The following is a 25,836-nucleotide window of genomic DNA, read 5'->3' as shown; positions in this document are numbered from 1 at the left end:
CATGGACAAGACCTGGAACAACAAGGCCTGGTTCCTCGTGCTGCCCGTGCTGGTGCTGGTGGCATTCTCGGCAGTCATCCCGTTGATGACCGTCGTCAATTATTCGGTGCAGGATACCTTCGGCAACAACCAGTTCTTCTGGGCCGGCACCGAGTGGTTCGAGGAACTGCTTGCCTCAGACCGCTTCTGGCAGGCGATGGGCCGCAACCTGATCTTTTCCTTCATCATCCTGGCAATCGAAGTGCCGCTCGGCATCTTTATCGCGCTCAACATGCCCAAGAAGGGCTGGGGCGTGCCGGTCTGTCTGGTTCTGATGGCACTGCCCTTGCTCATTCCATGGAACGTCGTCGGCACCATCTGGCAAGTGTTCGGTCGCAACGACATCGGCCTGCTCGGCTACACCGTCAATGCGCTCGGCATCGACTACAATTACGTCAAGGACCCGTTCGATGCCTGGGTGACGGTTATCGTCATGGATGTCTGGCATTGGACAAGCCTCGTCGTCCTGCTCTGCTACGCTGGCTTGGTGTCGATCCCCGACGCCTTCTATCAGGCCGCAAAGATCGACGGCGCATCGCGCTGGTCGGTGTTCCGCTACATCCAGTTGCCGAAGATGCAGCGTGTCTTGCTCATCGCCGTGCTGCTGCGCTTCATGGACAGCTTCATGATCTACACCGAGCCCTTCGTCGTCACCGGCGGCGGGCCAGGCAATTCGACAACCTTCCTGTCTATCGATCTCGTCAAGATGGCGCTTGGCCAGTTCGACCTCGGGCCTGCTGCGGCGATGTCGCTGGTCTACTTCCTCATCATCCTCCTGTTGTCGTGGGTGTTCTACACCGTGATGACCAACTACGACGCGGAGCGCTGACATGACGGGCGCAAACGAGAGAACGGAGCGGGGCGCCATGAGCGGGGCTGCTGTCGGCAGCAAAGCCGGCAGCGAAGCTTCGCAGGAGGCAGTCGCCCGGCTCATGCGCAAGCGCGGCATCGAGTCGAAATGGTGGTGGGTCGTCCCGACCGTTTACATCGTGTTCCTGATGCTGCCGATCTACTGGCTCATCAACATGAGTTTCAAGACCAACAGTGAGATCGTTTCGTCACTGACGCTGTATCCTCATCGGCCGACGCTGAACAATTATGTGGTCATTTTCACCGATGCGTCCTGGTACTCGAGCTACATCAATTCGATCACCTATGTCGTTATGAACATGGTGATTTCGGTCGCAGTGGCGTTGCCGGCGGCCTATGCCTTTTCGCGGTACCGTTTCCTCGGTGACAAGCACCTGTTTTTCTGGCTGCTGACCAACCGCATGGCGCCGCCGGCGGTGTTCGCGCTTCCGTTCTTCCAACTCTATTCGGCCTTCGGTCTCATTGATACGCACATCGCGGTGGCGCTGGCGCATTGCCTTTTCAACGTGCCGCTGGCGGTCTGGATTCTCGAAGGCTTCATGTCGGGCGTGCCGAAGGAGATCGACGAAACGGCCTATATCGACGGCTACTCGTTCCCGCGCTTCTTCGTGAAGATCTTCATGCCGCTCATCGCAAGCGGCATCGGCGTCGCCTGCTTCTTCTGCTTCATGTTCTCGTGGGTTGAACTCCTGATCGCCCGCACCTTGACTACGACCGACGCCAAGCCGATCGCCGCCGTCATGACCAGGACTGTTTCCGCTGCCGGCATGGACTGGGGCTTGCTGGCTGCTGCCGGCGTGCTCACCCTGATCCCCGGCGCGCTCGTGATCTGGTTTGTGCGCAACTACATTGCCAAGGGCTTTGCCCTGGGGAGGGTATGATGGCTGGAACGCATCGCTGGCAGACTGCGCTTGCCGTCGTTGTGGTCGTCTTTCTGATTGCCACCGGCCTGCTGGTGTCCGCCGTTCCGCTCAAGGATGGCGCGCGCGACTGGTTTGCACCGCTTGCGGCAGGGGGGTGGATGGCGTGGACGTTCCCGACGGCCGCCTTCTTCCTGACCATCCTCGCATTGCTGTCGCTGATGGCCGTTTGGGAATACGCTTCTCCCGGTGGCCATCCCCGCGTCGGAATATTGCGTTTCGAAACGACGCGCGGCGACCGTCTTTTTGTTTCGCTGCTAGGCAGCGCCTTTATCCATCTCGCTTGGCTTGGCCTTGTTGGGCCTGGCCTGTGGTGGGCTCTCGCTCTCTCCGTGGTCTACGCCATTGCGGTGTTTCGCTACGTATAGAGGGAGAAATTGTTGGAGCGGCCGCGTGCCGGCGACCGCTCCGATCGCAACTGCAACCTTATTGAGGAGGAAACTTATGCGACGGCAGCTTTTAACATCGACGACCACCCTTGTCCTCTTGTTTGGCGTAGGCAATGCCTTCGCTGGGATGGACGAGGCAAAAGCCTTTTTGGACAAGGAGATAGGAGACGTTTCTACTCTTGATAGGGCGGGCCAGGAAGCTGAAATGCAGTGGTTCATCGACGCCGCCAAGCCGTTTGCCGGCATGGAAATCAAGGTCGTCTCCGAAACCATCGACACGCATAGCTATGAATCGAAGGTTCTGGCGCCGGCCTTCAGCGCCATCACCGGCATCAAGCTGACGCACGACCTGATCCAGGAAGGCGACGTCGTCGAGAAAATCCAGACCCAGATGCAAACCGGCGAAAATCTGTATGACGGATGGGTCAACGACTCGGACCTGATCGGTACGCATTGGCGCTACCAGCAGGTACGCAACCTGACCGACTGGATGGCCAACGAAGGTAAGGACGTCACCAATCCGAACCTCGACCTTGCCGACTTTATCGGAACATCCTTCACCACCGCACCGGACAAGAAGCTTTACCAGCTTCCCGACCAGCAGTTCGCGAACCTCTACTGGTTCCGTTACGACTGGTTCAACGACGAGAAGAACAAGGCCGATTTCAAGGCCAAGTACGGCTACGATCTTGGCGTTCCGGTCAACTGGTCGGCATATGAGGACATCGCCGAATTCTTCACCGGCCGCGAGATAGACGGCAAAAAGGTCTATGGCCACATGGACTACGGCAAGAAGGATCCGTCGCTTGGCTGGCGGTTCACCGATGCCTGGCTTTCGATGGCCGGCAACGGCGACAAGGGCATTCCGAACGGCCTGCCGGTCGACGAATGGGGTGTCAAGGTCGATGAAAACTCGCGCCCCGTCGGCTCATGCGTCGCACGCGGCGGTGATACCAACGGCCCGGCTGCGGTGTACTCAATCCAGAAATATCTCGACTGGCTGAAGGCCTACGCGCCGGCCGAAGCTCAGGGCATGACCTTCTCCGAATCCGGTCCCGTGCCGGCGCAAGGCGACATCGCTCAGCAGATGTTCACCTACACCGCCTTCACCGCCAGTTTCGTCAAGGATGGCCTGCCGGTGGTCAACGCCGACGGCACGCCGAAGTGGCGCTTTGCCCCATCGCCGCATGGCGTCTACTGGAAGGACGGCATGAAGTTGGGCTACCAGGACGTGGGTTCGTGGACACTGATGAAGTCCACCCCCGAAGACCGCGCTAAGGCCGCCTGGCTCTACGCACAGTTCGTGACCTCGAAAACCGTCGACGTGAAGAAGAGCCACATGGGACTGACGTTCATTCGTCAGTCGACGATCGACGACAAGAGCTTCACCGAGCGGGCACCGAAGCTCGGCGGTCTGGTCGAGTTCTATCGTTCGCCGGCTCGTATTCAGTGGTCGCCGACGGGCACGAACATCCCTGACTATCCGAAGCTGGCACAGCTTTGGTGGCAGGCAATCGGTGACGCTTCTTCCGGCGCCAAGACCGCGCAGGAAGCCATGGACTCGCTCTGCGCAGAGCAGGAGAAGGTCATGGAACGCCTCGAAAGGGCGGGCGTGCAGGGCGACATTGGCCCGAAAATGGCCGAGGAGCACGATCTTGAATATTGGAACAAGGATGCCGTCTCGAAAGGCAACCTCGCTCCGCAGTTGAAGATCGAGAACGAGAAGGAAAAGCCGATTACCGTCAATTACGACGAGCTGGTGAAGAGCTGGCAGAAGTAAGCGGCATCTGAAACAAGAGAGCCGGCGGGTTTCCGCCGGCTCTCGTGCGTTTTTGATTTACCAGTTCCTTGGGAGGCGGGATGCCGGGCGCGGCGATCCGAAAGGTTTTCCGTGGCGGCCCGTGGTCGATTGTCGCCTTTGTGGCTGCTGTCGGCTTCCTCGGCGCCATCTGGCTGTTCGGGTGGGATAAGCCGTCGCGTTCCGATCTCGACGGCTTGCTGCACGTTTCCTTTGCGGTGAACATGTCGCTCGACGCGTGGGGCGACGACGACAATCAAAAGACATTGACGCAGAATTCGGTCGCGCAGGTCGACGAAATCAGTTGCCAAAGTCATTCGAAGCGGCGGCAACCGACAATCCACTACGAGTGTCTTTACGATCTGACGGGCATCGACGGCAGCAAATACAGGCTCATCCTCGGCCTTGACCACAATAGAGGATGGCGGCGGCTTGGCATGGCGGACTTTGGCAACTACCGATTGGTCGATATTCCGGTTGATCGGCAGAAAGCCATCTTGGCCGACCATGCCGTCTGAGAAAAGAGCGGTTTTCGCGGAGGAAGAATGAGCGGCCATATCCTTGCCATCGACCAGGGCACCACATCCAGCCGTGCTATCGTGTTCGATGCGGCCATGAAAGTCGCCGGTGTCGGCCAGAAGGAGTTCACGCAGCACTACCCGGCCTCCGGTTGGGTCGAGCATGATCCGGAGGAGATTTGGGCCAGCGTCGTGTCAACGGTGAAGGCCGCCCTGAAGAAGGCCGATTGCAGCGCCGCCGACATCGCCGCCATCGGTATCACCAACCAGCGCGAAACCGTGGTCATCTGGGACAAGGCGACCGGCAAGCCGATCCACAATGCCATCGTGTGGCAGGATCGTCGCACCGCACCCCTATGCGCGCGGCTCAAGAAGCAGGGGCTCGAGCCGAAGTTCAGCAAGAAGACTGGCCTTCTGCTCGACCCCTATTTCTCAGGCACCAAGATCGCCTGGATGCTGGACAAGGTGAAGGGTGCCCGCAAGCGTGCCGAGAAGGGCGAGTTGCTGGCCGGCACCATCGATTGCTTCCTGATCTGGCGTCTTACCGGCGGCAAGGTCCATGCAACCGATGCCACCAATGCGTCGCGCACGCTCGTCTACAACATCGAGAAGAATGAATGGGACGCCGAGCTTCTGCGCATCCTCAACATCCCGGCCGCCATGCTGCCGCAGGTCAAGGACTGCGCCGATGATTTTGGCGTAACGGACGAAAAGCTGTTTGGGGCTGGCATTAGAATTCTCGGTGTCGCCGGCGACCAGCAGGCCGCGACCATTGGCCAGGCCTGTTTCCAGCCAGGCATGATGAAATCCACTTACGGCACCGGCTGCTTTGCCCTGCTCAACACTGGCAGCGACATGGTGCGTTCGAAAAACCGCCTGCTCACCACCATCGCTTACCGGCTGAACGGCAAGACGACTTACGCGCTCGAAGGATCGATCTTCATCGCCGGTGCCGCGGTGCAATGGCTGCGCGATGGCTTGAAGATCATCGGCAAGGCCAGCGAGACCGGCCGGATGGCTGCGGAAGCCGACCCGACCCAGTCGGTCTATCTCGTGCCCGCCTTTGTCGGTCTTGGCGCGCCGCACTGGGATGCCGAGGCACGCGGCGCGATCTATGGCCTCACGCGCAATTCCGGTCCGGCCGAGTTCGCCCGCGCCACGCTGGAGTCCGTCGCGTTCCAGACCCGCGACCTGCTGGATGCTATGCGCAAGGATTGGAAAGGCGGCAATGCCAAGACGGTCCTGCGCGTGGACGGCGGCATGGTCGCCTCCGACTGGACCATGCAGCGGCTGGCCGACATTCTCGATGCGCCTGTAGATCGGCCGACCATTCTGGAAACAACGGCGCTCGGCGCGGCATGGCTGGCCGGCTCGAAAGCGGGCGTGTGGCCGAAGGCGGCGGAATTCGCCAAGTCATGGGCGCTCGACCGGCGCTTCAAGCCGGAAATGGATGCAGCCACGCGCACCGGCAAGCTCAAGGGCTGGCGCGAGGCGGTCCGCCGCACGCTCAGCGCGTAGGAGCCCGCTGTCGCGGCTTTACATCACTTGCCGCGCAGGAAGTTGATGATGCCGGAAAAGTCGGTGCCGGCGCCGCCTTGCGCGTTGAACAGTGCGTAAAGCTGCGCCGCTTCCGCGCCCAGCGGCGTCACCGCGCCCGCGCCTTGCGCCGCTTCCTGCGAAAGCTTGAGGTCCTTCAGCATCAGCGCCGCGGCAAAGCCCGGCTTGTAGTCGCGGTTGGCGGGCGAGGCGGGTACAGGGCCGGGCACCGGGCAATAGGAGGTCAGCGACCAGCATTGGCCGGATGAGGTCGAGGCCACGTCGAACAATGCCTGATGGGAAAGACCGAGCTTTTCGCCCAGCACGAAGGCTTCGGCGACGCCGATCATCGAGATGCCGAGGATCATGTTGTTGCAGATTTTCGCAGCCTGGCCTGCGCCATCGCCGCCGCAATGTACGATGCGGCCGGCCATCGGCTTCAGGATCGGTTCGGCCTTTGCAAAAGCTTCGTCGCTGCCGCCGGCCATGAAGGTCAGCGTTCCGGCCGCAGCCCCGCCCGTGCCGCCGGAAACCGGCGCATCGACTGAGGCGACGCCGCTCTTGGCTGCGATCGCATGTGCCTTGCGCGCCGAGTCCACGTCGATGGTGGAGGAATCGATGAACAGCGCGCCTTGCTTGGCCTTGGGCGCGATATCCTCATACACCGAAAGCACATGCTTGCCGGCCGGCAGCATGGTTATCACCACATCGGCGTCCTTCACCGCCGCAACCGCGCTTGCCATCACCGTCACGCCGTGCTCGCGCGCCACGGTCAGGTTTTCCGGCATCAGGTCGAAACCCAGCACAGTATGGCCCGCCTTGACGAGGTTGGCGGCCATGGGATTGCCCATGTTACCGAGGCCGATGAAGGCGATGGTTGTCATTGATGTCCTCCGTGTGGGCAATGAATGGAGTAGGGCGGCCCTACTGCTTTCCGATCAGATGTCTTGCGATGATGACGCGCATGATCTCGTTGGTGCCCTCGAGGATCTGGTGCACGCGCAGGTCGCGCACCAGTTTTTCGATGCCGTAGTCATGCAGATAGCCGTAGCCGCCAAGCAGTTGCAGCGCGTCGTTGGCGACGGCAAATCCGGTGTCGGTAACGAATCGCTTGGCCATCGCCGACCATTTCGAGGCGTCATGCGCCTTGGCGTCCAGCTTGGAAGCGGCGGAGTAGAGGAAAATGCGGCCCGCTTGCAATTCCGTTTCCATGTCCGCCAGCCGGAATTGCAGCGCCTGGAACTGGTTGATCGCCTTGCCGAATGCCTTGCGTTCGGCAGTGTAGGTGATTGCCTTGTCGAGCGCCGACTGCGCGCCGCCCAGCGAACACGCCGCAATGTTGAGCCGCCCGCCATCCAACCCTGCCATTGCAATGCCGAAACCGTCGCCTTCCTGTGAAAGCAGGTTCTCCGCCGGCACTTTGCAGTCTTCGAAGATCACCTGACGGGTGGATTGCATATGCCAGCCCATCTTGTTCTCGACCGCGCCGAACGAAAGGCCGGGCGCGTCTTTCGGCACCACGATGGTCGAAACACCCTTGGGGCCATCGGCTCCGGTACGAACCATAGCGACATACACATCGGAGTCCCCCGCGCCGGAAATGAATTGCTTGGTGCCGTTCAAAACATAGTCGGAGCCGTTGCCGCCTGAACGCGAGGCCCGCGTCTTCAGCGCCGCCGCATCCGAGCCCGAACCCGGCTCCGTCAGGCAGTAGCTTGCCAGCCATTCCATCGAGGTCAGTTTCGGCAGCAGGCGCTGGCGCTGCTCTTCGCTGCCGAAGCGGTCGATCATCGAAGACGCCATGTTGTGGATCGATATGAACGAGGAAAACGCCGGGCAGGCCTTTGCCAGCGCCTCGAAAATCAGCACTGCGTCGAGCCGTCCAAGCGCCGAACCGCCGACATCGTCCCGTACGTAAATGCCGCCGAGGCCAAGCGGCCCGGTTTCGCGGATCACATCGGATGGAAAATGCCGGTTCTTGTCCCAGTCCAGTGCATTTGGCGCAACGCGGTCGTTAGCGAAAGCCTCTGCCATTTCCTGGATGGCGCGCTGGTCCTCGGTGAGTTCGAACTGGCCGCCCGTCGTTGAAGCAACGCTATCCATGGCGCCCTCCCGGCAAATGTCGTTTTTGGCTATGCGTGGCGAGCAATCTAGACCAATGATGCCAGCACGCAAACCCGACCTTAAGCGGAGCGGCTGTGCGAAAATTAAAGTACGAGAAAACGCGTGCCGACAAAAATCGATAGTCTGATGGGCGCATTGCGCAACTATCTTTCAAACGTTGCCACTTCTGGCCCCGCCGCCGATTTTCTCGCCGGTTTCGATTGGCAAATGCCGTCGCGACCTCTCGCGCCGAACACTTTGCCCTGCGTTGCCTGTCTTGAACGGCTGGCCGATATTGCTGATGCACGCGAACGGGGTCTTATTGCCGAGCTATCTGCGGCGGCGCCTGCACTACGCTGGGGTCAGACCTATACCGCAGCGGATTTCGGCCAGCACTTTCTCGACAATTATGGCTGGGTGGAATTGTTCGGCACGCGCGGTCATTTCGAAAACGACAGTATGGCGGGCGGCTTTCTCATACTTGGACCTGGCATCGTCTATCCCGACCACCATCACATTGCAGAAGAAATCTACATTCCGCTCACTGGCACCGCCGAGTGGCGCATGGCCGAAGCGCCATTCCGGTTGCGTGCAGGCGGCGAACTCATCCATCACGCGTCTAACGTCAGCCATGCCATGCGTACCGCATCCGAGCCTCTTGCGGCCTTCTATTTGTGGCGCGGCGGACCGCTCGCCCAGCGCTCGACCATAACCGGCGGCGGGGCACGCTGAGCATGGCAAAGGCGATCATGCTTCAGGGCACCGGCTCAGATGTCGGCAAGACGGTGCTGGTCGCCGGCCTTTGCCGCGCGGCCAGGAAACGCGGCCTGAAAGTCAGGCCGTTCAAGCCTCAGAATATGTCGAACAACGCCGCCGTGGCCGATCTGCCGGGCGAACCCGGAGGCGGCGAGATCGGCCGCGCCCAGTGGCTGCAGGCGATCGCCTGTGGAACCGAGCCGACCGTTCACATGAACCCTGTCCTGCTCAAGCCGCAGACCGATGTCGGCGCGCAGGTCGTCGTGCAGGGCAAGGTGTTCGGCCAGGCCCGCGCCCGCGACTACCAGACCCTCAAGGGCCAGTTGATGGCCGCCGTGATGGACTCGTGGACCAAGGTCGGCGAAGGCGCCGATCTGGTCATTGTCGAGGGTGCCGGCTCGCCCGCCGAGATAAACCTGCGCGACCGCGACATCGCCAATATGGGCTTTGCCACTCGCGCCGATGTGCCTGTCATTCTGGTCGGGGACATCGACAGGGGCGGGGTCATCGCCTCGGTCGCCGGCACGCATCTCATCTTGCCGGAAGAAGACCGGCGCATGATCGTCGGCTACCTCATCAACAAGTTCCGCGGTGACGTGACCCTGTTCGAAGATGGTATTGCGGCCATCGAAGGCTTTACCGGCTGGCCCTGCTTCGGGGTCGTTCCGTGGCTGAAGGCAGCCGCGCGCCTGCCTTCGGAAGACTCGGTTGTGCTGGAACGGCTGGCGTCCGGCGAGAAGCGCGCGCTCAAGGTCGCGGTGCCGATGCTTTCGCGCATCGCCAATTTCGACGACCTCGATCCATTGAAGGCCGAGCCTCAAGTCGAGGTCGTCTTCGTGCCGCCGGGGCAAAGCCTGCCGGTTGACGCCGGGCTGGTGGTTATCCCCGGCTCGAAGTCGACCATCGGCGATCTGCTGCGTTTCCGCGAGAACGGCTGGGATCGCGATCTTGCGGCCCATCGCCGGCGCGGCGGCCATGTCGTCGGCATCTGCGGCGGTTTCCAGATGCTCGGTCGCGTGGTGCGCGATCCGGACGGCATCGAGGGCAATGTTACCGAGACCGAAGGGCTGGGCCTGCTCGACGTCGAAACGGTGATGGAGCCGGAAAAGACGGTGCGCAACGTCGCTGCGCGTTCGGTTGTCTTCGACCTTCCCCTGCAAGGCTATGAGATTCACCTTGGCCGCACCTCTGGGCCCGATGGCCAGCGTCCGGCGGTGACCATAGACGGCGAAGCCGACGGTGCGACCTCGGCCGACGGCAAAGTCTTCGGCACCTATCTGCACGGCCTGTTTGGCGCGGACGCATTCCGCTCGAAGTTCCTCGAAAGCCTGGGTGTCCGCGGCGCCGGGATCGATTACCGCGCTCAGGTCGACAATGCGCTGGACGAAATCGCCGCTGAACTCGAAGCCCATCTCGACTGCGATGCGATCTTCGCGCTGGCGCGGTGATGCGGGAAGCGCGCGCGGTTTCTACCAGCCGAGCGCGGCGCGGAGCGGATTGGCAGGATCGGACAAGAGCTTGACCGCCAAAGCCACGCAGATGATGACGAGCAGCGGCTTGATCAGCCTGGCCCCGATCTTGATCGCAAGCGACGCGCCAAGCCGTGCACCGATGAATTGCGCAACGCCCATCAAGAGTCCGATCTTCAGGTAGACTGCGCCTGCAAGCGCAAAGACAATGACTGCGCCGATATTGGTCGCGAAATTGAGCATCTTGGTGTGCGCGGTCGCCTTCAGCACCCCGTATCCCGCAAGCGTCACGAAGGCCAGCATGTAGAAGGACCCCGTGCCCGGCCCGAAAATTCCGTCGTAGAAGCCAAGGATCGGCACCACGGTCAGTCCGAACAGGAACGGCGTCATGCGCCGGGCGCGGTCGATGTCGTTCATTCTCGGCTTGAAGGCGAAGAACAGCGCAATCGCGATCAGCACCACCGGAAGCGCCGCTTCAAGAATATCGGCCGGCACGACCGTTGCGGCCAGCGCGCCTATGGCACTGCCGATTGCGGCGACAATTGCCGACGGCAGTTGCTTGCGGACGTTGACGTGGCCTTTGGAGGCGTAGGCAAGCGTCGCGGAGCCTGAGCCGAAAAGCGCCTGCAATTTGTTCGTGCCGAGCGCGTGGACGGGCGACATGCCGGTCAACAGCAAGGCCGGGATCGCGATCAGCCCGCCGCCGCCGGCAATCGAATCGATGAATCCGGCCACGAACGCAGCCAGCATCAGCATGGCGATGGTTTCGGAAGCAAATTCGAGCATGTGGGAAAGGGCAGTCCAAGGGAGGGAAAAGATAATGTGTTCGATCACAGCAGGGCGGATTGCGCAACGCCGATTGTGCGCTAACTATTGAGCCACCTTCAGGAAGGGAGCGCCGATGGCATTTGCATTGCTGGACCAGATACGTTCGATCTTCGATGGCGATCCGGGCGTGCGCAAGGTCGCTGACGATCCGGTATTGTCAGCCGAACTGCTGATGCTGTTTCGCATGATCCTTGCCGACGGTTCGATCAGCGAAAGCGAAATGGAAACGTTTCGCCGTATCTGCCGGGAATCCTTCAGCATTCCAGAGGAAAGCATGGATAAGGTTGTCGATTACCTGAACGATTCCGGCTACGAGACTTCCGGCTCTCAGGCGATGGCCCTGTTTCAGGATCTCGATCTGGAAAGGCGCAAGCTCCTCGCGCGCCACATGGCGGAGATCGCCAAGGCCGACCGGCATCTGGCTGAAAACGAGGTCAAGCTGCTGCGTCGCACGCTCGACATCCTCGGCATCAGCCCGGTCGATGCGGTGAAGCCGGAAGGTTGAGGCATCGGCCTCAACCCTGCTCCTGCATGCGCCGCGCAATCGCACGGTGCAGGTCGGGCGCAGCCGCTACAAGCGCTTGAGCCGCCTCCGACTGCGGATGGTCCAGCACTTCGCCGGTCTTTCCGCGCTCCACGATGCGTCCTTCGTGCATCACCATCACCTCGTCGGTGATGGCGCGCGCTACCGTCAGATCGTGGGTGATGAACAGGTAAGCCACGCCAAGCTTGCCGTTCAGTTCGGCAAACAGGTCGAGGATTTGCGCCCGGATCGACACGTCCAGCGCCGAAACCGGCTCATCCGCCACCACCAGCTTTGGCCGCGTTATGATCGCGCGCGCAATCGACAGCCTTTGCCGCTGCCCGCCCGAAAATTCGTGCGGATACTTGTCCATGTCGGGCTCTGCAAGGCCGACTTCATGCAGCGCATGCGCCACCATTTCACGCCGTTCCCTGCGTGTCGGCACCTTGTCCAGCACATGCAGCGGCTCGGCCACCAGTCGCTCGACCTTCTGGCGCGGGTCGAACGAGCCGTACGGGTCCTGGAAAACCACTTGCATGTTGCGTCGCGCCGGCTTGAGGTCCGCCTCGCTCTTGCCCGTCAGGTCCTCGCCGCGGAAATGGATGCTGCCCGAACTTGGCTTGTCGAGCGCCAGCACCATGCGCGCCAGCGTGGACTTGCCGCACCCCGAACGGCCAACCAGCGCCACAGACTGGCCCGGCATCATCGAAAACGAAACGTCGTCCACCGCTCGTGTCGGCTCACCGCGCCGCAGAAGCGACAACCGTCGACCCGGATAAAGCCGGGTCAGCTTTTCGACCTGAAGCAGCGCGCCTTGCTTGTCCGCGCCGGTGCTGGACGCATGGTGTGCAGCGGCGTTAGGCCGCCTTTCAGGCACATGCATCGAGGCTTGGGTCAACTGACGCGTATAGGGGTGCACCTGTTCCGATAGAACCCTTGCCGTGTCACCGGCTTCCATCACTTGGCCGTGGCGCAGGATGGTGATGCGGTCGGCCATTTCGGTCACGACGGCGAGATCGTGCGAAATCAACAGCAAGCCCATGTGGTTTTCCGCCACGAGGTCGCGCAGCAGGTCGAGCACCTGCGCCTGCAGCACCACGTCCAGCGCGGTCGTCGGCTCATCCGCAATCAAAAGCTTCGGCTTCAGCGCGCAGGCAATGGCGATGACGACCCGCTGGCGCTGGCCGCCCGAGAGTTCATGCGGGTAGCGCGACAGCGGAAATTTCGCTTCCGGCAGGCCGACCCGATCCAGTATCCTGCGCGCCCGTTCCTCGGCCTCGGCGCGGCCGGCGCGCGTATGCCAGCGAATGCCTTCCGCCACCTGTTCGCCGATGGTCTTGACCGGATTGAGCGCCGTCATCGGCTCCTGGAACACCATGCCGATGTCGTCGCCGCGCAGCGCGCACATCTGGTCTTCGGTGGCGGCGAGGATATCGATGCCGTCGAAGGTCACCCGGCCGGATGTGCGCGAAAGATGCGGCAACAGCCGCATCACGGTCAGCGCCGTCATCGACTTGCCCGAACCGGATTCGCCGACCAGTCCGATTACTTCGCCCGGCGCGACCGAAAGCTCGACGCTTTTCAGGATCGGCGTTTCATCGATCGACAGCGACAGGTTTTCGACCTCCAGCAGGCTCATCGCTGCCGCCTCGATTTCGGGTCGAGAATATCGGCAATCCCGTCGCCCAGGAGGTTCAGCCCCAGCACGGTGACGACAATGGCCATGCCGGGAAACAGCGCCATCCACGGCGCCACCACCATGCGCGTCTGCGCATCGAACAGCATCCGCCCCCAGCTTGGCATCGGCGGCTGCGCGCCAAGCCCGAGATAGGAAAGGCCGGCCTCGGCCAGGATACCGAGCGCGAACTGGATCGTGCCCTGCACCAGGAGCTGGTTGGCGATGTTTGGCAATATGTGTTCGACCGTGATCTGCGTCTTGCTTTTTCCCGCCGCACGGGCGGCAAGTATGTATTCGCGCGGCCAGATCGACAGCGCGCCGGCGCGCCCAACGCGCGCGAATACCGGAATGTTGAAAATGCCGATGGCGATGATGGCATTTACCGCGCCCGGGCCGAAGATGGCGGTGATCATAATGGCCGACAACAGGGCAGGGAACGCGAAAACGAGATCGTTCAGCCGCATGAGCGCTTCATCCACCATGCCGCCGCGTGCCGCCGCGAACATGCCGAGCGGCACGCCGATGCCCATGCCGATGCCGACGGCCACCGGCGCAACAGCAATCGAGTTGCGCGCGCCGACCATGATCATCGACAGGATGTCGCGCCCGAAATGGTCGGTGCCGAACCAGTGCGTGAGCGACGGCGCCTGCGTCTTGTCTGCGATGATCAGCTTGGTCACGTCGTAGGGCGTCCAAAGGAACGATGTGAGCGCCACCACCGCCACCAGAAGCGTGATGAGGAAGCCGGTCAGGAACGAGCGGTTGGCAAAGGCTTTGCCGATCCAGCTTGCCATGCCGTCGTTCGGTGTTTGTGCCCGCGCGCTCATGACCGGCCCCGCAGGCGCGGATCGACGATCGCATAAGTGAAGTCGACAAGGAGATTGACGGCAATGACCGTGGCGACCAACAGCATCACCACGCTTTCCACCACGATCAGGTCACGCTGGGTGATTGCTTGGAACACCAGCCGCCCAAGACCGGGCAAATAGAACACATTTTCGATGATGATGGTGCCGGCGAGCAGGAAGGCGAACTGCAGGCCCATTATTGTGACGACCGGGATCAGCGCATTGCGCAGCGCGTGTCGCCACAAAACGGCCCGGTAAGGCATGCCCTTGGCGCGCGCCGTACGGATATAGTCTTCGTTCAGCACCTCGATCAGCGCCGAGCGGGTCACACGGGCAAGGATCGCCGCTTGTGGCAGCGCCAGCGCGATTGCCGGCAACAGCAGCGATTTCAGCGCGGGCCACACACCTGCGCTCCAGCCGGGAAAGCCGCCGGCAGGAACCCAGCGCAGCCACACTGCAAACAGGTAGACCAGCATAAGGGCGAACCAGAAATTCGGCACGGCCACGCCAAGCTGTGCAGCGCCCATCGCCACCGCGTCTCCCGCCGCGCCGCGCCGGCTCGCCGAATAAAGCCCGACCGGAATGGCAATGGCGGTCGAGAGCGCAAGCGCGATCAGCGCCAGTGGCAGGGACACCACGACGCGTTCCAGCACGAGGTCGATCACCGGAACCGAGTAGGTGTAGGAGCGACCGAAATCGAGTGACAGCAGTCCGCTGACCCAGTGCAGGTAACGTTCGATGAGCGGCGCATTCAGCCCCATCTGGTCGCGCAGTTGCTCGACCTGCGCCTCGCTGGCATTCATGCCGAGCATCAGGCGGGCCGGGTCGCCCGGCACGATCTCCAGCACCGCGAACACCACCAGCGATGCCAGCACCAGCGTAACAGTGGCAATGCCAAGACGCTTGGCGAGGTAGGCGATCATAGGCGATACAAGGGGACCGCAGGTAGAGGAGAAATACCCCCCTTTGTCCTGCCGGACATCTCCCCCTCATGGGGGGAGATCAGCAGTTTTTCCAACTGCTCTAAATTTTCAGATACGTGGCTTTCTCTGTCTGCAAGATCGGTGATTGACGAATGCCCGAAGGCCAGCCTGATCTCCCCCCTTGAGGGGGAGATGTCCGGCAGGACAGAGGGGGGTGGGAAGGAATGCAACCTTGCCGTCCGCTTGATCCTACTCTGCCCACTTCACCTTGGTCAGGTCATTGGCCTGAATGGGTGCGTTTTCCCACATGCCTTCCAGCTTGGCGTCCCAAACGCCCACCTTGGGCAGTTCGAACAGGAAGCCGACGACCGCGTCATTGGCCAGAATCTTCTGCGCTTCGCCCAGAAGTTCGTTGCGCTTGGCTTCGTCGGAAGTGAGGTTCAGGTCCGCAATTACCTTGTCGAAGGCCGGATTGTCATAGTTGAAATAGTAGTCCTTGCGCGAATAGATATCGATATCGTTCGGTTCGGTGTGCGAGACGATGGTGAGATCGTAGTCCTTCTGCTTGAACACTTGGTCCAGCCACTGCGCCCACTCCACCGGGATGATCTCGAGGTTGATGCCAACCTCGCGCAATTGCGAAGCGATGATTTCGCCGCCCAGGCGGGCATAGGACGGGGGCGGCAGCTTCAACGTTGCCTTGAAGCCGTTTTCGAGGCCGGCTTCCTTCAGCAGTTCCTTCGCCTTGGCAATGTCGTGCGGATAGATGCCCGTCAGGTCGACATAGGCTTTCGAAGCCGGTGACTGGTGGGAGCCGATCGGCGTGCCAAGCCCGGCTGACGCGCCGTCGATGATGGCCTTGCGGTCGAGCGCGTAGGAGATCGCCTGCCTCACTTTCAGCTGGTCGAAAGGCGGTTTCTTGTTGTTGATGGAAAGCAGCGTTTCACCTTCGGTCGAGCCGACCACGACCTTGAAGCGCGGATCGCCTTCGATCTGGGAAACGCCATCTGGCTGGAAGAAGGGGAATGCCTGCACATCACCCGAAAGCAGCGCCGGCACGGCTGCGGCAGCATCCGGCACGATACGGAACTCAGCCTTGTCCAGGGAAACGGGGTCGCCCCAATACCCATCCGCCTTGACGAGCTTGATAGACGAGCCCTTGGCCCGGCTGTCGAACTTGAACGGACCGGTGCCGACCGGCTTTTCCTTGTTGGTCTCGGCCGATTCCGGGGCCACGATCACGGCATCGCCCCAGCCCATATTGTAGAGGAACGAGCCCTGCGGGTTCTTCAGCGTCACCTTAACGGTAGCCGGGTCAACGGCCTCGACCGTGTCGATGGCCGCGAACAGGCCCTTTTGCGCATTGACGGAATCGTCCGCACGCGCCCGGTCGAGCGAGAATTTCACGTCGTCGGCATTGAAATCGCTGCCGTCATGGAATTTGACGCCGGTGTGCAGCTTGAACGTATAGACCTTGCCGTCGTCGGAAATCGTCCAGCTCTCGGCAAGATCGGGCAGCACTTCGCCACTCGGGCCGATCCTCGTCAGTCCCTCGAACACGTTGGCGTAAAGCACTTCGTCGATTGCCGCGGCGGCGCCCGCAGTCGGATCGAGATGCGGAGGCTCAAGCGGAATGCCGATCACCAGGTCGGTGCGCGCGGCGAATGCAGCCGTGCCGAAGGCCAGTGTCAGGGCGCTGGCGGCGAGGAATGATTTGAATGACTTCATCGGTCGACTCCCAAGTTCCCGAAGTGGGCGGATCAAAGCGCGGAACGGCGGCGGAGTAAATCTCGTTTCGCGTATTCGTATTGGTTTGCAAATGGATAGGGCGAGGCGGCACGCGTCATTGCGCACCGCCACGCAGCAGGATGTTCAGCCCGACCGCCATCACCTTGGCCGATTGCACCATGTCGTCGATGCCGACCCACTCGTCGGGGCGATGGGCAAGATCGAGGATACCCGGCCCGTAGGCAATGCAGTCGTAGAGATGGCCGAGGCGCGCGACGTGTTTCTGGTCGTAGGTGCCGGGCGAAATCACGTAGTCCGGCTCCTTGTCGAACACGTCCATTATGCCTTGCGCCACCGCCTTGACCACCGGCGCATCGCGTTCGGTCATGGTCGGCTGCACCTCCATGATGTCGCGGATGTCGTAGTCGAACTTCGGTCGCTCGCGTTTCAGCCGTTCGAGGATGGACGTCACTTCCTTCTTCACCGTGCCGATGTCTTCTTCCAGCAGAAAACGACGGTCGATTGTCAGCCGGCAGGAATCCGGCACGTTGGGCGAGGGCAGGCCGGGCCGGAAATCTTCCGTCTGGCCGCCGTGGATGGAATTGATGTTCATGGTCGAGCGCCGCGCCCCTTCCGGCACCACCGGCATTTTGGTGGTCTTACGGTCCAGCGCCGGAAAAAGCTCGTCTTCGAATGCCTGTAGCACGGCTCCCATATGGCGCACTGCATTGTCGCCGAGGAACGGCATCGAACCGTGCGCAATCGCGCCCTTGGTCGCGATCTCGGCCCACCACACCCCCCGATGGCCAAGGCAGATGCGGTCCTTGTTCAACGGCTCGGGGATGATGACGTGGTCTACCTTGGGCTTGGAGAAGTAGCCGAGCGTGGCCAGATGCGCGACGCCGCCGAATCCGCCGGATTCCTCGTCCACCGTCCCTGAAATCTCGATTGCGCCTGGAAAGTCCGGATAGACCTGCATGAACGCCTGCGCCGCGATGATCGAGGCGGCCAGACCGCCCTTCATGTCGCAGGCGCCGCGTCCATAGACCTTGCCGTCCTTCACAAGTCCAGCGAATGGATCGACGCTCCAGCCTTCGCCGGCCTCGACTACGTCGATATGCGAGTTGAAGTGCACGCATGGACCCGGTACGCGCCCGTCAAAGCGCGCTACCACGTTGGTACGCGGATAGCGGTCGGTGTCGCCCGGTGCACCCTCGCCACGGATGAACTCGGTTTCGAATCCAAGTTTCCGCAGGTAAGCCCCGACATATTCGGCGCATGGCGTATAAGCCTCGCCGGGCGGATTGACGGTCGGGAATCGGATCAGTTCGGCGGTCAGCGCAGTGACTTCGTCGCGGCGAGCCTCGACGGCCTTGAAAAGTGCATCGGTCATAATCCGAATTGAGCAGCTATCGGGGTCTGTTTGCAAGACGCCAAAGCGCCGGCATCCTCAACTGCAGCGCGCAGTTGTTCAAATTTTCAATCGGCATGTCAGCAATTTCGCAACGACTCGCGACTAGCATTGCCCTGCTTGAAGATCACAGGAGCAAAAGACCGTTTGCAGGCAACGAGACCGGAAGGGGGCATGACCTGATGAAAAAGATCATACTCATGGCAGCCGTATGCGCGGCGATGATGTTTGCAGTGCCTGTTTCATCCTGGGCTGGAAGTGTCGAGGCCCGCGTCAGCATCTCGAAGCAGACGATGACTGTCACAAGGCAGGGACGCGTCCTCTACAAGTGGAAGGTTTCGACAGCCCGCCGCGGCTACGTCACGCCGCGTGGCACGTGGAGGCCCAAGCGCATGCACAAGATGTGGTATTCGCGCAAATACGAGATGTCGCCGATGCCGTATTCCGTCTTCTACCACGGTGGCTACGCCGTCCACGGCACCGGTGCCGTCAAGCAGTTGGGCCGGCCGGCCTCGCATGGCTGCGTGCGCCTGCAAACGGCCAACGCTGCTACCTTTTATTCGTTGGTGCGCGAAGTCGGCATGGGCAACACGCGAATCGTCGTCACCAACTGAGGCAGCGCTCCGCGTCGCACCGGCTTCGCGGTCGCCGATATGGCAGCCGTCGCACCGCTGGTTCCGGTCTTAACCAACGGAAATCCGTTGTGAATCCGGGCATTGCAACTGTCATGATGAAAGTTTGCGGTCTGTAGGCTTCCCCTTGCCGTTGCTCCTCGCTACGACTCGCCTTGAGGAGCATTGCCTATGACACCCAGGGAGCGTGTTGCGCTTTCAAGGCCGGTAGCCGACGAAGTGCGCAAGACCACATGCTATATGTGCGCTTGCCGTTGCGGCATCAACGTCCACATTAAGGACGGCAAGATCCGCTACATCGAAGGCAACCGCGATCATCCCGTCAACAAGGGCGTGCTGTGCGCCAAGGGTTCCGCCGGCATCATGCAGCACTATGCGCCGGCCCGCCTGCGCGCCCCATTGAAGCGTGTCGGCCCGCGCGGTTCCGGAAAATTCCAGGAAATCTCCTGGGACGAGGCGCTTGCCATCGCCACCGGTTGGCTGGAAGAAGTGCGCAACACCGATCCCAAGAAGCTCGCCTTCTTCACCGGGCGCGACCAGTCGCAATCGCTAACCGGTTTCTGGGCGCAGCAATACGGCACGCCGAACTACGCCGCCCACGGCGGCTTCTGCTCGGTCAACATGGCCGCTGCCGGCATCATGACCATCGGCGGCGCGTTCTGGGAATTCGGCGCGCCTGACTGGGACAGGACAAAACTGTTCGTCATGTTCGGCGTGGCCGAAGACCACGATTCCAACCCGATCAAGATGGGCATCGCCAAGCTGAAGAAGCGCGGCGCGCGCTTTGTCTCGGTCAATCCCGTGCGCACCGGCTATTCCGCCGTGGCCGACAACTGGATCGGCATCCGTCCGGGCACCGACGGTCTGCTGATCCTGTCGGTCGTCCATGAATTGCTGAAAGCCCGCAAGATCGACGTCGATTATCTGGTCCGCTACTCCAATGCCACCTGGCTGGTCATCGACGCCCCCGGAACCGCCGACCACGGACTGTTCGCCCGCGACGGCGAGGGCAAGGCGCTCGTCCATGAAACGGTCACCGAGCGTGTCGTGCCCTTCGGCAGCAAGGGCGCGCGCGCCGCGCTCTCCGGGCGCGTGCAGCTTGACGATGGCCGCTTTGCCGTGCCGTCTTTCCAGTTGCTCGCCGAAAAGTACCTGGACAAGCAATACGCCCCGGAAAACGTCGCCGCCGAAACCGGCGTCTCCGCCGACACCATCCGCGGCCTTGCCTCGGAAATCGCCCGCGTCGCCTTCGATGAGGCAATCAGCATCGACCAGCCGTGGCCGGACACAAACGGCGAGCGCCATCACGCCTACACCGGTCGTCCCGTTTCCTTCCACGCCATGCGCGGGCTTTCCGCCCATTCCAACGGCTTCCAGACGACGCGCGCGCTCCACATGCTTCAGGTGCTGATCGGCGCCATCGATTGCCCCGGCGGCTTCCGCTTCGAGCCGCCGTATCCGAAGCCGGTCGAGGCGCATCCCACCCCACACGGGCGCGCAGAGCATTTCGGCTCCAACAAGCCGATGTCCGGGCCGCATCTCGGTTTCCCACGTGGCCCGGAGGATCTGCTGATCGACCCTGACGGCAATCCGACGCGCATCGACAAGGCGTTTTCCTGGGATGCACCGCTGGCCGTCCACGGCGCCATGCACATGGTCATCGCCAACGCCCATGCCGGCGATCCCTATCCGGTCGATGTCCTGTTCCTCTACATGGCCAACATGGCCTGGAACTCGTCCATGAACACCGCCGGCGTCATCAGGATGCTGGAGGACAAGGACGAGAAAACCGGCGAATACCGCATTCCCAAGATCATCTATTCAGACGCCTACGCCTCGGAAATGGTCGCCTATGCCGACCTTGTGCTGCCGGACACCACTTACCTCGAGCGCTACGACTGCATCTCGCTGCTCGACCGCCCGATTTCCGAACCCGATGCCGTGCAGGACGCCATCCGCTGGCCGGTGCTTCAACCCGACCGCGACGTGCGCCCGTTCCAGAGCGTGCTCATCGATCTCGGTGCGCGCCTGAAACTGCCCGGCTTCGTCGACAATCGCGGCAAGCCGATATATGCTGACTACCCGGACTACATCGTGCGCCACGAGCGCCGCCCCGGCATCGGCCCGCTGGCGGGCTTCCGTGGCTCGAACGGCGACCGGGCAGGGCGCGGCGCGGTCAACCGCGACCAGATCAAGCGCTACATCGAAAACGGCTCGTTCTTCTCCGCGCACATTCCCATGGAAGCGCAGTTCTTCAAGCACGCCAATCAGGCCTATCAGGAATTTGGCGTTCGCATGGGCTTCTTCGATGCGCCCAAGCCCGTCATCTTCCAGCTTTATCAGGAAACGCTGCAGAAGTTCCGGCTGTCTGCCGAAGGGGTGCGCGAGCCGCACGCGCCGCATACCCACCGCCAGCGCATCCTTGAGGCATTCGACCCTCTGCCCCATTGGTATCGCCCGTTGGGCGAAGCGCTGCTCGACCGGGCCGAATTTCCCCTGCACGCGATCACCCAGCGCCCGGCGGCCATGTATCATTCCTGGGGCTCGATGAATGCCTGGCTGCGCCAGATCCACACCAGGAACCCGCTCTACGTGCCGGGGTCCCTCTGCGACCAACTCAACCTCGCCGATGGCGACTGGGTTTGGGTCATTTCCCATCACAACCGCATCAAGGTCGAGGTAGCGCGCATGGAGGCGGTCAATTCCTCGACACTGTGGACATGGAACGCCATTGGCAAGCGGGAAGGGGCATGGGGCCTCGGTCGGGACGCGCCGGAGGCAAGAAAAGGTTTCCTTCTCAATCATTTGATCAATGAACTTCTTCCACCGAGGGAAGATGGGATGCGCTGGTCGAATTCCGATCCCGTTACCGGCCAGGCCGCTTGGTACGATCTGCGCGTGCGCATCGAAAAAGCTGACCCTGCCGAACGCAGCGAGCCGCATTTCCCGGCGCTTGCGCAGCCCGGCCCCGAGCCTCATCCCTCGGAACTGCGCTACGGGCAGGAGTGGGCGTAGTGACCAGCCTTCCCGCACTCCCGACACCGAAGAAACTTGGCCTCGTCATCGATCTCGACGTTTGCGTCGGTTGTCATGCCTGCGTGGTCAACTGCAAGGAATGGAACACCGGCGGTTATGGTGCGGCCCTGTCTGACCAGGACCCATACGGTGCCGATGTTTCGGGCGCGTGGCTGAACCGAATCCATACTTTCGAGGTGGTGCCGCAAGGCGGTGAAATCGTCGGAGAGGCGGGCGAAGCGCGCATCGTTCATTTCCCGAAATCCTGCCTGCATTGCGAGGACGCGCCTTGCGTCACCGTCTGCCCTACGGGTGCGTCCTACAAGCGCGCCGACGACGGTATCGTTCTGGTGGACGAGGATATGTGCATCGGCTGCGGCCTGTGCGCATGGGCTTGCCCCTATGGCGCGCGCGAAATGGATCTGGCCGCTGGCGTGATGAAGAAATGCACGCTTTGCATCGACCGCATCTACAACGAGACAATTGCCGAGATCGATCGCCAGCCGGCTTGCGTGCGGACATGTCCGGCCAACGCCCGCCATTTCGGTGATCTTGCCGATCCGTCTTCCGCCGTGTCGATCATGGTTGCGGAGCGCGGCGGCATGGACCTCATGCCGGAGCAGGGCACGCGGCCGGTCAACAAATACTTGCCGCCACGCGCCCGCAAGCCGCTAGCTTCATCCACGCCGCTGCCAAAGGAAGACACGACCGGCGCCACCGGCTTCTTTGCCTGGCTCGACGACATGCTGGACAGGATATGACGGTGGCTCTCATCGCTTGCTATAGACCCCCCTCTGGCCTGCCGGCCATCTCCCCCTCACGGGGAGAGATCACGCCTTCATCTATGCCTTGCCTTGGCTTTAACGCTGGTGAATGGGCGGTAATATCAAAACCACCGATCTCCCCCCTTGAGGGGGAGATGGCCGGCAGGCCAGAGGGGGGTGTCGTCATCCGCTATTTTCTTGCTGGCGCCGGAAAATAGATGCATCCTGCACCCTCTATCATCATTTTCACCACGCTTTCGGGCCTCGGTTACGGGCTGGCGGTGGTGCTTGGCCTTGGCCTGCTGGACCCTGCCACCCTCGCCACGAAAATCGCCCATGTCCTTGCCATCGCCATGATCGGCGCGGGGCTGATGTCCTCCACCCTTCACCTAGGCAATCCGCAGCGCGCATGGCGGGCGCTGTCGCAATGGCGCTCGAGTTGGCTGTCGCGGGAAGGGGTGATGTCGATCGTTACCTTCGTGCCGCTGTTGTGGTCGGCTTGGGTGTGCGTGATCGAAAGCCGTTACTTGGCGCTGCCGGGCCTTGCAGGGTCAGTTCTCAGTCTCGCCACCGTTTTCTGCACGGCGATGATCTATACGTCGCTCAAGTCGGTGCAGGCATGGCACACCCCTTTGACGCCTGCGTGCTACCTGCTTTTCGCGGCGGCGGGCGGCCTTGTCGTTGCAAGCCTGTTTGCCTTTGCCGGAGGCGGAAACGCCTCCCTTCTGGCCGTTCTGGCCGCCGTTGCACTTATGGCGGCATGGATTGCCAAGACCGCATGGCGACGGAACATGCTGACGCTTGTGCCGATATCGACGCCCGAAACAGCGACCGGCCTCGGGGCGATTGGCAAGGTGCGGCTGTTCGAACGGCCGCACGTCATGGAAAACTACCTCACGCATGAAATGGGCTTCAAGATTGCGCGCAAGCATGCGGCGAAGCTGTGGGGTATCGCCGTGGTTCTAGGCGGGGCGGTGCCTGTGGTGGCTCTGCTTGTCTTGGCAATCGTCGGGCAGGTATCGAGCGCCATCGCGGCGATGTTTGCCTGCGTCGCCCTGCTTTCACACATCATTGGCATGCTGACCGAGCGCTGGCTGTTCTTTGCCGAAGCGCGCCATGCCGTCATGAACTACTACAACGGCTGATGTCAGGACTTCGATTGATGATTTCGGGACGAATGAGGCTTTAAAGTCGTGGGCGTTAGCATCGAAACTTCACGCCTCACTCTGCGGCCTTGGCGTGAGGAGGACGTCGAGCAACTGGCGCTAGGCTTGAACGACCTTAGTCTCGCAAGGTGGCTGGCCTTTGTCCCTCATCCCTATTCGACATCGCACGCCAGAGGCTGGATCGAGAGATGTCGGGAAATTTCGAACGCAAGCATGCGGCCGCCTGCCTATGAATTTGCAATTGAAATCAAACCTCGGCCGAAAGTAATCGGAGGGGTAAGCCTCAACAAGATTGATTGGAATGCTCGAACTGGCGGTGGGGGAATTTGGATAGCTAATCCATTTCAGGGGCAAGGATACGGTTTCGAGGCTTTCGAGGCGAAGATTAGGTTCGCTTTTTGCGAATTGGGCCTGTCGAAATTGGTGAACGGTTACTTCGACGGCAACGAAAGATCCTGGGCGATGCAGCGCAAACTGGGATATCGACGGGTAGCTGAAGTCGCAAGCCGTTGCATGGCAGACGGCAGGCATACGACCGAACATGTGACGCTGTTACTGCGCAGCGATTGGGAAAACATCTCCAAAGCAGCCACCTGATCCCCAGGAAGTCGCTTTTCGCCAAATCGGATTGGGAAGGCTCAGTTCGCCGGCAGCTTGCGCAATATCTTGGTGTTGCGCCCGGTGCGCAGTTTCTTGGCAATGATGCGCAAAGCCGCGAATTTCTCACCCGGCTGCAAAATCCTTTGACCACCCCAGGGGGTCCAAAGCATCGCCGGCTGCGGCTTTTCGATACCGGTCGTCATTGCCTGTCCTCCACAAGCATAGTTACCCTACGTCATACAGCGTAGTAGGCGCGAAATTTCACTATAGTGCAACTGTTTTTCAACTGTCTCACTTCAGAAATCCGTGAAATAGGGCAAGACGTCTCGAAATGGCTCAGTTGCGCCCGCGCAACGTGCGGCGGCGGCCACTCAACTGCCATCTTTTGTGAAACCACATCCACTGCCCGGGGTCCTCGCGCACCCACCGTTCAACCACGTCGGTGAACAACTGCGTGGTCGCCTGCACGTCGATGGCGCCTTGAGCGTTGCGCGGCAGGTCGAGCTTGTCCTCGACCTCGAGCCGGAAACGGTTGTTGGGCAGCCGCACGCAGCGTGCCGGGTAGACGTCGCATTCATAGTGGCGCGCCAGCATCCCGAGCATTGGGTTGGTCTGGCATATCCGGCCGAAGAATGTCGTCTCCAGCCCGCTGGTGAACTTCTGGTCGACCAGAACGCCGATGTTGCCGCCTCGTTCGAGGATCGCCGCCAGCGCAAAGGACGCGCCCGTCGATGATGGCAGAAGCGCGCCCATGTTCGTGCGTCGCATCGACTGGATATATTCGGCCATGTACGGATTGTTGGGCGGCCGAAACAGCGCCGTTATCTTCATGCCGAAAGTCGCTGCGGCGACCGGCAACAGTTCGAAGTTGCCAAGATGGCCGGTGAAGATGATGTGCGGCCTGTCTTCTCGGGCAATCGTCTCGAAATTTTCCATGCTCGCGGCCGAAACCTCGACCCGTCCCGCCGTCGCAGCCTTCGGATCGAAGTCGAACAATTTGTCGAGAAATACATATTCGGCGCCCAGGCGCGCCATGTTGCCCCACATTTCGAGCGCGATTTTCTCGACCTCGGCTTCGCTCTTTTCAGGATAGGCTTGCCGCAGATTGTCGAGCGCGACCCGGTGGCGGCCGACAAGACGGCCAATGCGCCGCGCCGCGCTGTCGGCGAAATTCAGGGCGCTGTCCGGCGGCAGGATGCGCAGCGCCCCGATCACCGCAATCGCCAGCCTCGCGGTCAGCCAGTGCCTTGCGTTGCGAATGCGCAGGCCGAGACCGAACTTGAGGTCGCGGCGCAGTTTGACGAGAGGGCCGGGGGCCACCT

The 25,836-nt window shown here is 61.5% G+C and carries 24 protein-coding genes; 14 read left to right on the top strand and 10 right to left on the bottom strand.

What is annotated here, in order from left to right; translation table 11 throughout:
* Position 1 precedes the first annotated feature (1 nt).
* From ASD50_RS18875 to glpK, 6 genes are all read left to right on the top strand, one after another.
* Positions 2-868: a carbohydrate ABC transporter permease gene (locus tag ASD50_RS18875; RefSeq protein WP_056244580.1), complete on the top strand. Its 867-nt coding sequence runs from the start codon at positions 2-4 to the stop codon at positions 866-868.
* Between the two features lies 1 nt (position 869).
* The gene (locus ASD50_RS18870) at positions 870-1,790 is read left to right on the top strand and encodes a carbohydrate ABC transporter permease (RefSeq protein WP_056244576.1); all 921 of its coding nucleotides are present in this window, start codon (positions 870-872) and stop codon (positions 1,788-1,790) included.
* Complete coding sequence (locus ASD50_RS18865) at positions 1,790-2,197, top strand: DUF2160 domain-containing protein (RefSeq protein ID WP_082549749.1); 408 nt, start codon at positions 1,790-1,792, stop codon at positions 2,195-2,197. The genes ASD50_RS18870 and ASD50_RS18865 overlap by 1 nt, the downstream gene beginning before the upstream one ends.
* 76 nt (positions 2,198-2,273) lie before the next feature.
* Positions 2,274-3,998, top strand: a complete 1,725-nt coding sequence (locus ASD50_RS18860) for an ABC transporter substrate-binding protein (RefSeq protein ID WP_056244571.1) — start codon at positions 2,274-2,276, stop codon at positions 3,996-3,998.
* Positions 3,999-4,078: 80 nt separating this feature from the next.
* Positions 4,079-4,534: a hypothetical protein gene (locus ASD50_RS18855; protein ID WP_056244569.1), complete on the top strand. Its 456-nt coding sequence runs from the start codon at positions 4,079-4,081 to the stop codon at positions 4,532-4,534.
* Between the two features lie 27 nt (positions 4,535-4,561).
* Complete coding sequence (glpK, locus tag ASD50_RS18850; protein WP_056244566.1) at positions 4,562-6,052, top strand: glycerol kinase GlpK; 1,491 nt, start codon at positions 4,562-4,564, stop codon at positions 6,050-6,052.
* A 23-nt stretch (positions 6,053-6,075) separates the two neighbouring features.
* Here glpK and mmsB read toward each other — a convergent pair whose 3' ends face one another.
* Together mmsB and ASD50_RS18840 are read right to left on the bottom strand one after the other, a co-directional pair.
* The gene (gene mmsB / locus ASD50_RS18845) at positions 6,076-6,975 is read right to left on the bottom strand and encodes a 3-hydroxyisobutyrate dehydrogenase (RefSeq protein WP_413813905.1); all 900 of its coding nucleotides are present in this window, start codon (positions 6,973-6,975) and stop codon (positions 6,076-6,078) included.
* Positions 6,976-6,994: 19 nt separating this feature from the next.
* Complete coding sequence (locus ASD50_RS18840) at positions 6,995-8,173, bottom strand: isobutyryl-CoA dehydrogenase (RefSeq protein ID WP_056244561.1); 1,179 nt, start codon at positions 8,171-8,173, stop codon at positions 6,995-6,997.
* A 123-nt stretch (positions 8,174-8,296) separates the two neighbouring features.
* Here ASD50_RS18840 and ASD50_RS18835 point away from each other — a divergent pair, with 123 nt between their 5' ends.
* Entirely contained in the window at positions 8,297-8,905 is a 609-nt protein-coding gene (locus ASD50_RS18835) for a dimethylsulfonioproprionate lyase family protein (RefSeq protein ID WP_082549740.1), read from the top strand.
* Positions 8,906-8,907: 2 nt separating this feature from the next.
* Positions 8,908-10,377, top strand: coding sequence for a cobyric acid synthase (locus tag ASD50_RS18830; protein WP_056244555.1), 1,470 nt, complete (start codon positions 8,908-8,910; stop codon positions 10,375-10,377).
* A gap of 21 nt (positions 10,378-10,398) precedes the next feature.
* Here the strand turns inward: ASD50_RS18830 and ASD50_RS18825 are convergent, their stop codons facing one another.
* Positions 10,399-11,184, bottom strand: coding sequence for a TSUP family transporter (locus ASD50_RS18825; protein ID WP_056244552.1), 786 nt, complete (start codon positions 11,182-11,184; stop codon positions 10,399-10,401).
* Positions 11,185-11,299: 115 nt separating this feature from the next.
* Here ASD50_RS18825 and ASD50_RS18820 point away from each other — a divergent pair, with 115 nt between their 5' ends.
* Entirely contained in the window at positions 11,300-11,731 is a 432-nt protein-coding gene (locus ASD50_RS18820; RefSeq protein ID WP_056244549.1) for a TerB family tellurite resistance protein, read from the top strand.
* A 10-nt stretch (positions 11,732-11,741) separates the two neighbouring features.
* Here the strand turns inward: ASD50_RS18820 and ASD50_RS18815 are convergent, their stop codons facing one another.
* The 5 genes from ASD50_RS18815 to ASD50_RS18795 all read right to left on the bottom strand — a co-directional run bounded on the left by ASD50_RS18815 (position 11,742) and on the right by ASD50_RS18795 (position 18,319).
* Positions 11,742-13,388 (bottom strand): ABC transporter ATP-binding protein, encoded by a 1,647-nt coding sequence (locus ASD50_RS18815; protein ID WP_056244547.1) that lies wholly within the window; start codon positions 13,386-13,388, stop codon positions 11,742-11,744.
* The gene (locus ASD50_RS18810) at positions 13,385-14,254 is read right to left on the bottom strand and encodes an ABC transporter permease (RefSeq protein WP_056244543.1); all 870 of its coding nucleotides are present in this window, start codon (positions 14,252-14,254) and stop codon (positions 13,385-13,387) included. Before ASD50_RS18810 ends, ASD50_RS18815 begins: the two co-directional genes overlap by 4 nt.
* Positions 14,251-15,198, bottom strand: coding sequence for an ABC transporter permease (locus ASD50_RS18805; protein ID WP_056244540.1), 948 nt, complete (start codon positions 15,196-15,198; stop codon positions 14,251-14,253). Before ASD50_RS18805 ends, ASD50_RS18810 begins: the two co-directional genes overlap by 4 nt.
* A 249-nt stretch (positions 15,199-15,447) precedes the next feature.
* A complete protein-coding gene (locus ASD50_RS18800) occupies positions 15,448-16,926 on the bottom strand; it encodes an ABC transporter substrate-binding protein (RefSeq protein WP_056244536.1) in 1,479 nt (492 codons plus the stop codon).
* 115 nt (positions 16,927-17,041) lie between these two features.
* Positions 17,042-18,319 (bottom strand): acetylornithine deacetylase/succinyl-diaminopimelate desuccinylase family protein, encoded by a 1,278-nt coding sequence (locus ASD50_RS18795; protein WP_056244534.1) that lies wholly within the window; start codon positions 18,317-18,319, stop codon positions 17,042-17,044.
* 200 nt (positions 18,320-18,519) lie between these two features.
* Here ASD50_RS18795 and ASD50_RS18790 point away from each other — a divergent pair, with 200 nt between their 5' ends.
* From ASD50_RS18790 to ASD50_RS18770, 5 genes are all read left to right on the top strand, one after another.
* The gene (locus ASD50_RS18790; protein WP_056244832.1) at positions 18,520-18,951 is read left to right on the top strand and encodes a L,D-transpeptidase; all 432 of its coding nucleotides are present in this window, start codon (positions 18,520-18,522) and stop codon (positions 18,949-18,951) included.
* Between the two features lie 189 nt (positions 18,952-19,140).
* The gene (locus ASD50_RS18785; protein ID WP_056244530.1) at positions 19,141-21,984 is read left to right on the top strand and encodes a molybdopterin oxidoreductase family protein; all 2,844 of its coding nucleotides are present in this window, start codon (positions 19,141-19,143) and stop codon (positions 21,982-21,984) included.
* Positions 21,984-22,745 carry a 4Fe-4S dicluster domain-containing protein gene (locus ASD50_RS18780; RefSeq protein WP_056244526.1) on the top strand — a complete coding sequence of 254 codons (762 nt, stop codon included), beginning with the start codon at positions 21,984-21,986 and terminating at the stop codon, positions 22,743-22,745. Before ASD50_RS18785 ends, ASD50_RS18780 begins: the two co-directional genes overlap by 1 nt.
* A gap of 221 nt (positions 22,746-22,966) precedes the next feature.
* On the top strand, positions 22,967-23,893 hold the full coding sequence (locus ASD50_RS18775; protein WP_056244525.1) for a dimethyl sulfoxide reductase anchor subunit family protein: 927 nt from the start codon (positions 22,967-22,969) through the stop codon (positions 23,891-23,893).
* A gap of 48 nt (positions 23,894-23,941) precedes the next feature.
* Entirely contained in the window at positions 23,942-24,511 is a 570-nt protein-coding gene (locus ASD50_RS18770; RefSeq protein ID WP_056244523.1) for a GNAT family N-acetyltransferase, read from the top strand.
* A gap of 41 nt (positions 24,512-24,552) precedes the next feature.
* Here the strand turns inward: ASD50_RS18770 and ASD50_RS23290 are convergent, their stop codons facing one another.
* Together ASD50_RS23290 and ASD50_RS18765 are read right to left on the bottom strand one after the other, a co-directional pair.
* Entirely contained in the window at positions 24,553-24,717 is a 165-nt protein-coding gene (locus tag ASD50_RS23290) for a hypothetical protein (protein WP_156465170.1), read from the bottom strand.
* Positions 24,718-24,850: 133 nt separating this feature from the next.
* Positions 24,851-25,834, bottom strand: a complete 984-nt coding sequence (locus ASD50_RS18765) for a lipid A biosynthesis lauroyl acyltransferase (RefSeq protein ID WP_056244521.1) — start codon at positions 25,832-25,834, stop codon at positions 24,851-24,853.
* Positions 25,835-25,836: the final 2 nt, after the last annotated feature.

It is taken from the genome of Mesorhizobium sp. Root552, assembly GCF_001427285.1.
GTDB lineage: Bacteria > Pseudomonadota > Alphaproteobacteria > Rhizobiales > Rhizobiaceae > Mesorhizobium.
Note: the sequence above shows the minus strand (reverse complement) of the source record. Positions and strands in the feature narration are given on the sequence as shown.

Coding starts and splice junctions, on each gene's coding strand:
- ASD50_RS18800 (WP_056244536.1), bottom strand. CDS start 16,926: ATGAAGTCATTCAAATCATTCCTCGCCGCCAGCGCCCTGACACTGGCC.
- ASD50_RS18820 (WP_056244549.1), top strand. CDS start 11,300: ATGGCATTTGCATTGCTGGACCAGATACGTTCGATCTTCGATGGCGAT.
- ASD50_RS18870 (WP_056244576.1), top strand. CDS start 870: ATGACGGGCGCAAACGAGAGAACGGAGCGGGGCGCCATGAGCGGGGCT.
- ASD50_RS18855 (WP_056244569.1), top strand. CDS start 4,079: ATGCCGGGCGCGGCGATCCGAAAGGTTTTCCGTGGCGGCCCGTGGTCG.
- ASD50_RS18875 (WP_056244580.1), top strand. CDS start 2: ATGGACAAGACCTGGAACAACAAGGCCTGGTTCCTCGTGCTGCCCGTG.
- ASD50_RS18815 (WP_056244547.1), bottom strand. CDS start 13,388: ATGAGCCTGCTGGAGGTCGAAAACCTGTCGCTGTCGATCGATGAAACG.
- ASD50_RS18860 (WP_056244571.1), top strand. CDS start 2,274: ATGCGACGGCAGCTTTTAACATCGACGACCACCCTTGTCCTCTTGTTT.
- ASD50_RS18790 (WP_056244832.1), top strand. CDS start 18,520: ATGAAAAAGATCATACTCATGGCAGCCGTATGCGCGGCGATGATGTTT.
- ASD50_RS18805 (WP_056244540.1), bottom strand. CDS start 15,198: ATGATCGCCTACCTCGCCAAGCGTCTTGGCATTGCCACTGTTACGCTG.
- ASD50_RS18775 (WP_056244525.1), top strand. CDS start 22,967: ATGCATCCTGCACCCTCTATCATCATTTTCACCACGCTTTCGGGCCTC.
- ASD50_RS23290 (WP_156465170.1), bottom strand. CDS start 24,717: ATGACGACCGGTATCGAAAAGCCGCAGCCGGCGATGCTTTGGACCCCC.
- glpK (WP_056244566.1), top strand. CDS start 4,562: ATGAGCGGCCATATCCTTGCCATCGACCAGGGCACCACATCCAGCCGT.
- ASD50_RS18810 (WP_056244543.1), bottom strand. CDS start 14,254: ATGAGCGCGCGGGCACAAACACCGAACGACGGCATGGCAAGCTGGATC.
- ASD50_RS18830 (WP_056244555.1), top strand. CDS start 8,908: ATGGCAAAGGCGATCATGCTTCAGGGCACCGGCTCAGATGTCGGCAAG.
- ASD50_RS18795 (WP_056244534.1), bottom strand. CDS start 18,319: ATGACCGATGCACTTTTCAAGGCCGTCGAGGCTCGCCGCGACGAAGTC.
- ASD50_RS18865 (WP_082549749.1), top strand. CDS start 1,790: ATGGCTGGAACGCATCGCTGGCAGACTGCGCTTGCCGTCGTTGTGGTC.
- ASD50_RS18840 (WP_056244561.1), bottom strand. CDS start 8,173: ATGGATAGCGTTGCTTCAACGACGGGCGGCCAGTTCGAACTCACCGAG.
- ASD50_RS18825 (WP_056244552.1), bottom strand. CDS start 11,184: ATGCTCGAATTTGCTTCCGAAACCATCGCCATGCTGATGCTGGCTGCG.
- ASD50_RS18785 (WP_056244530.1), top strand. CDS start 19,141: ATGACACCCAGGGAGCGTGTTGCGCTTTCAAGGCCGGTAGCCGACGAA.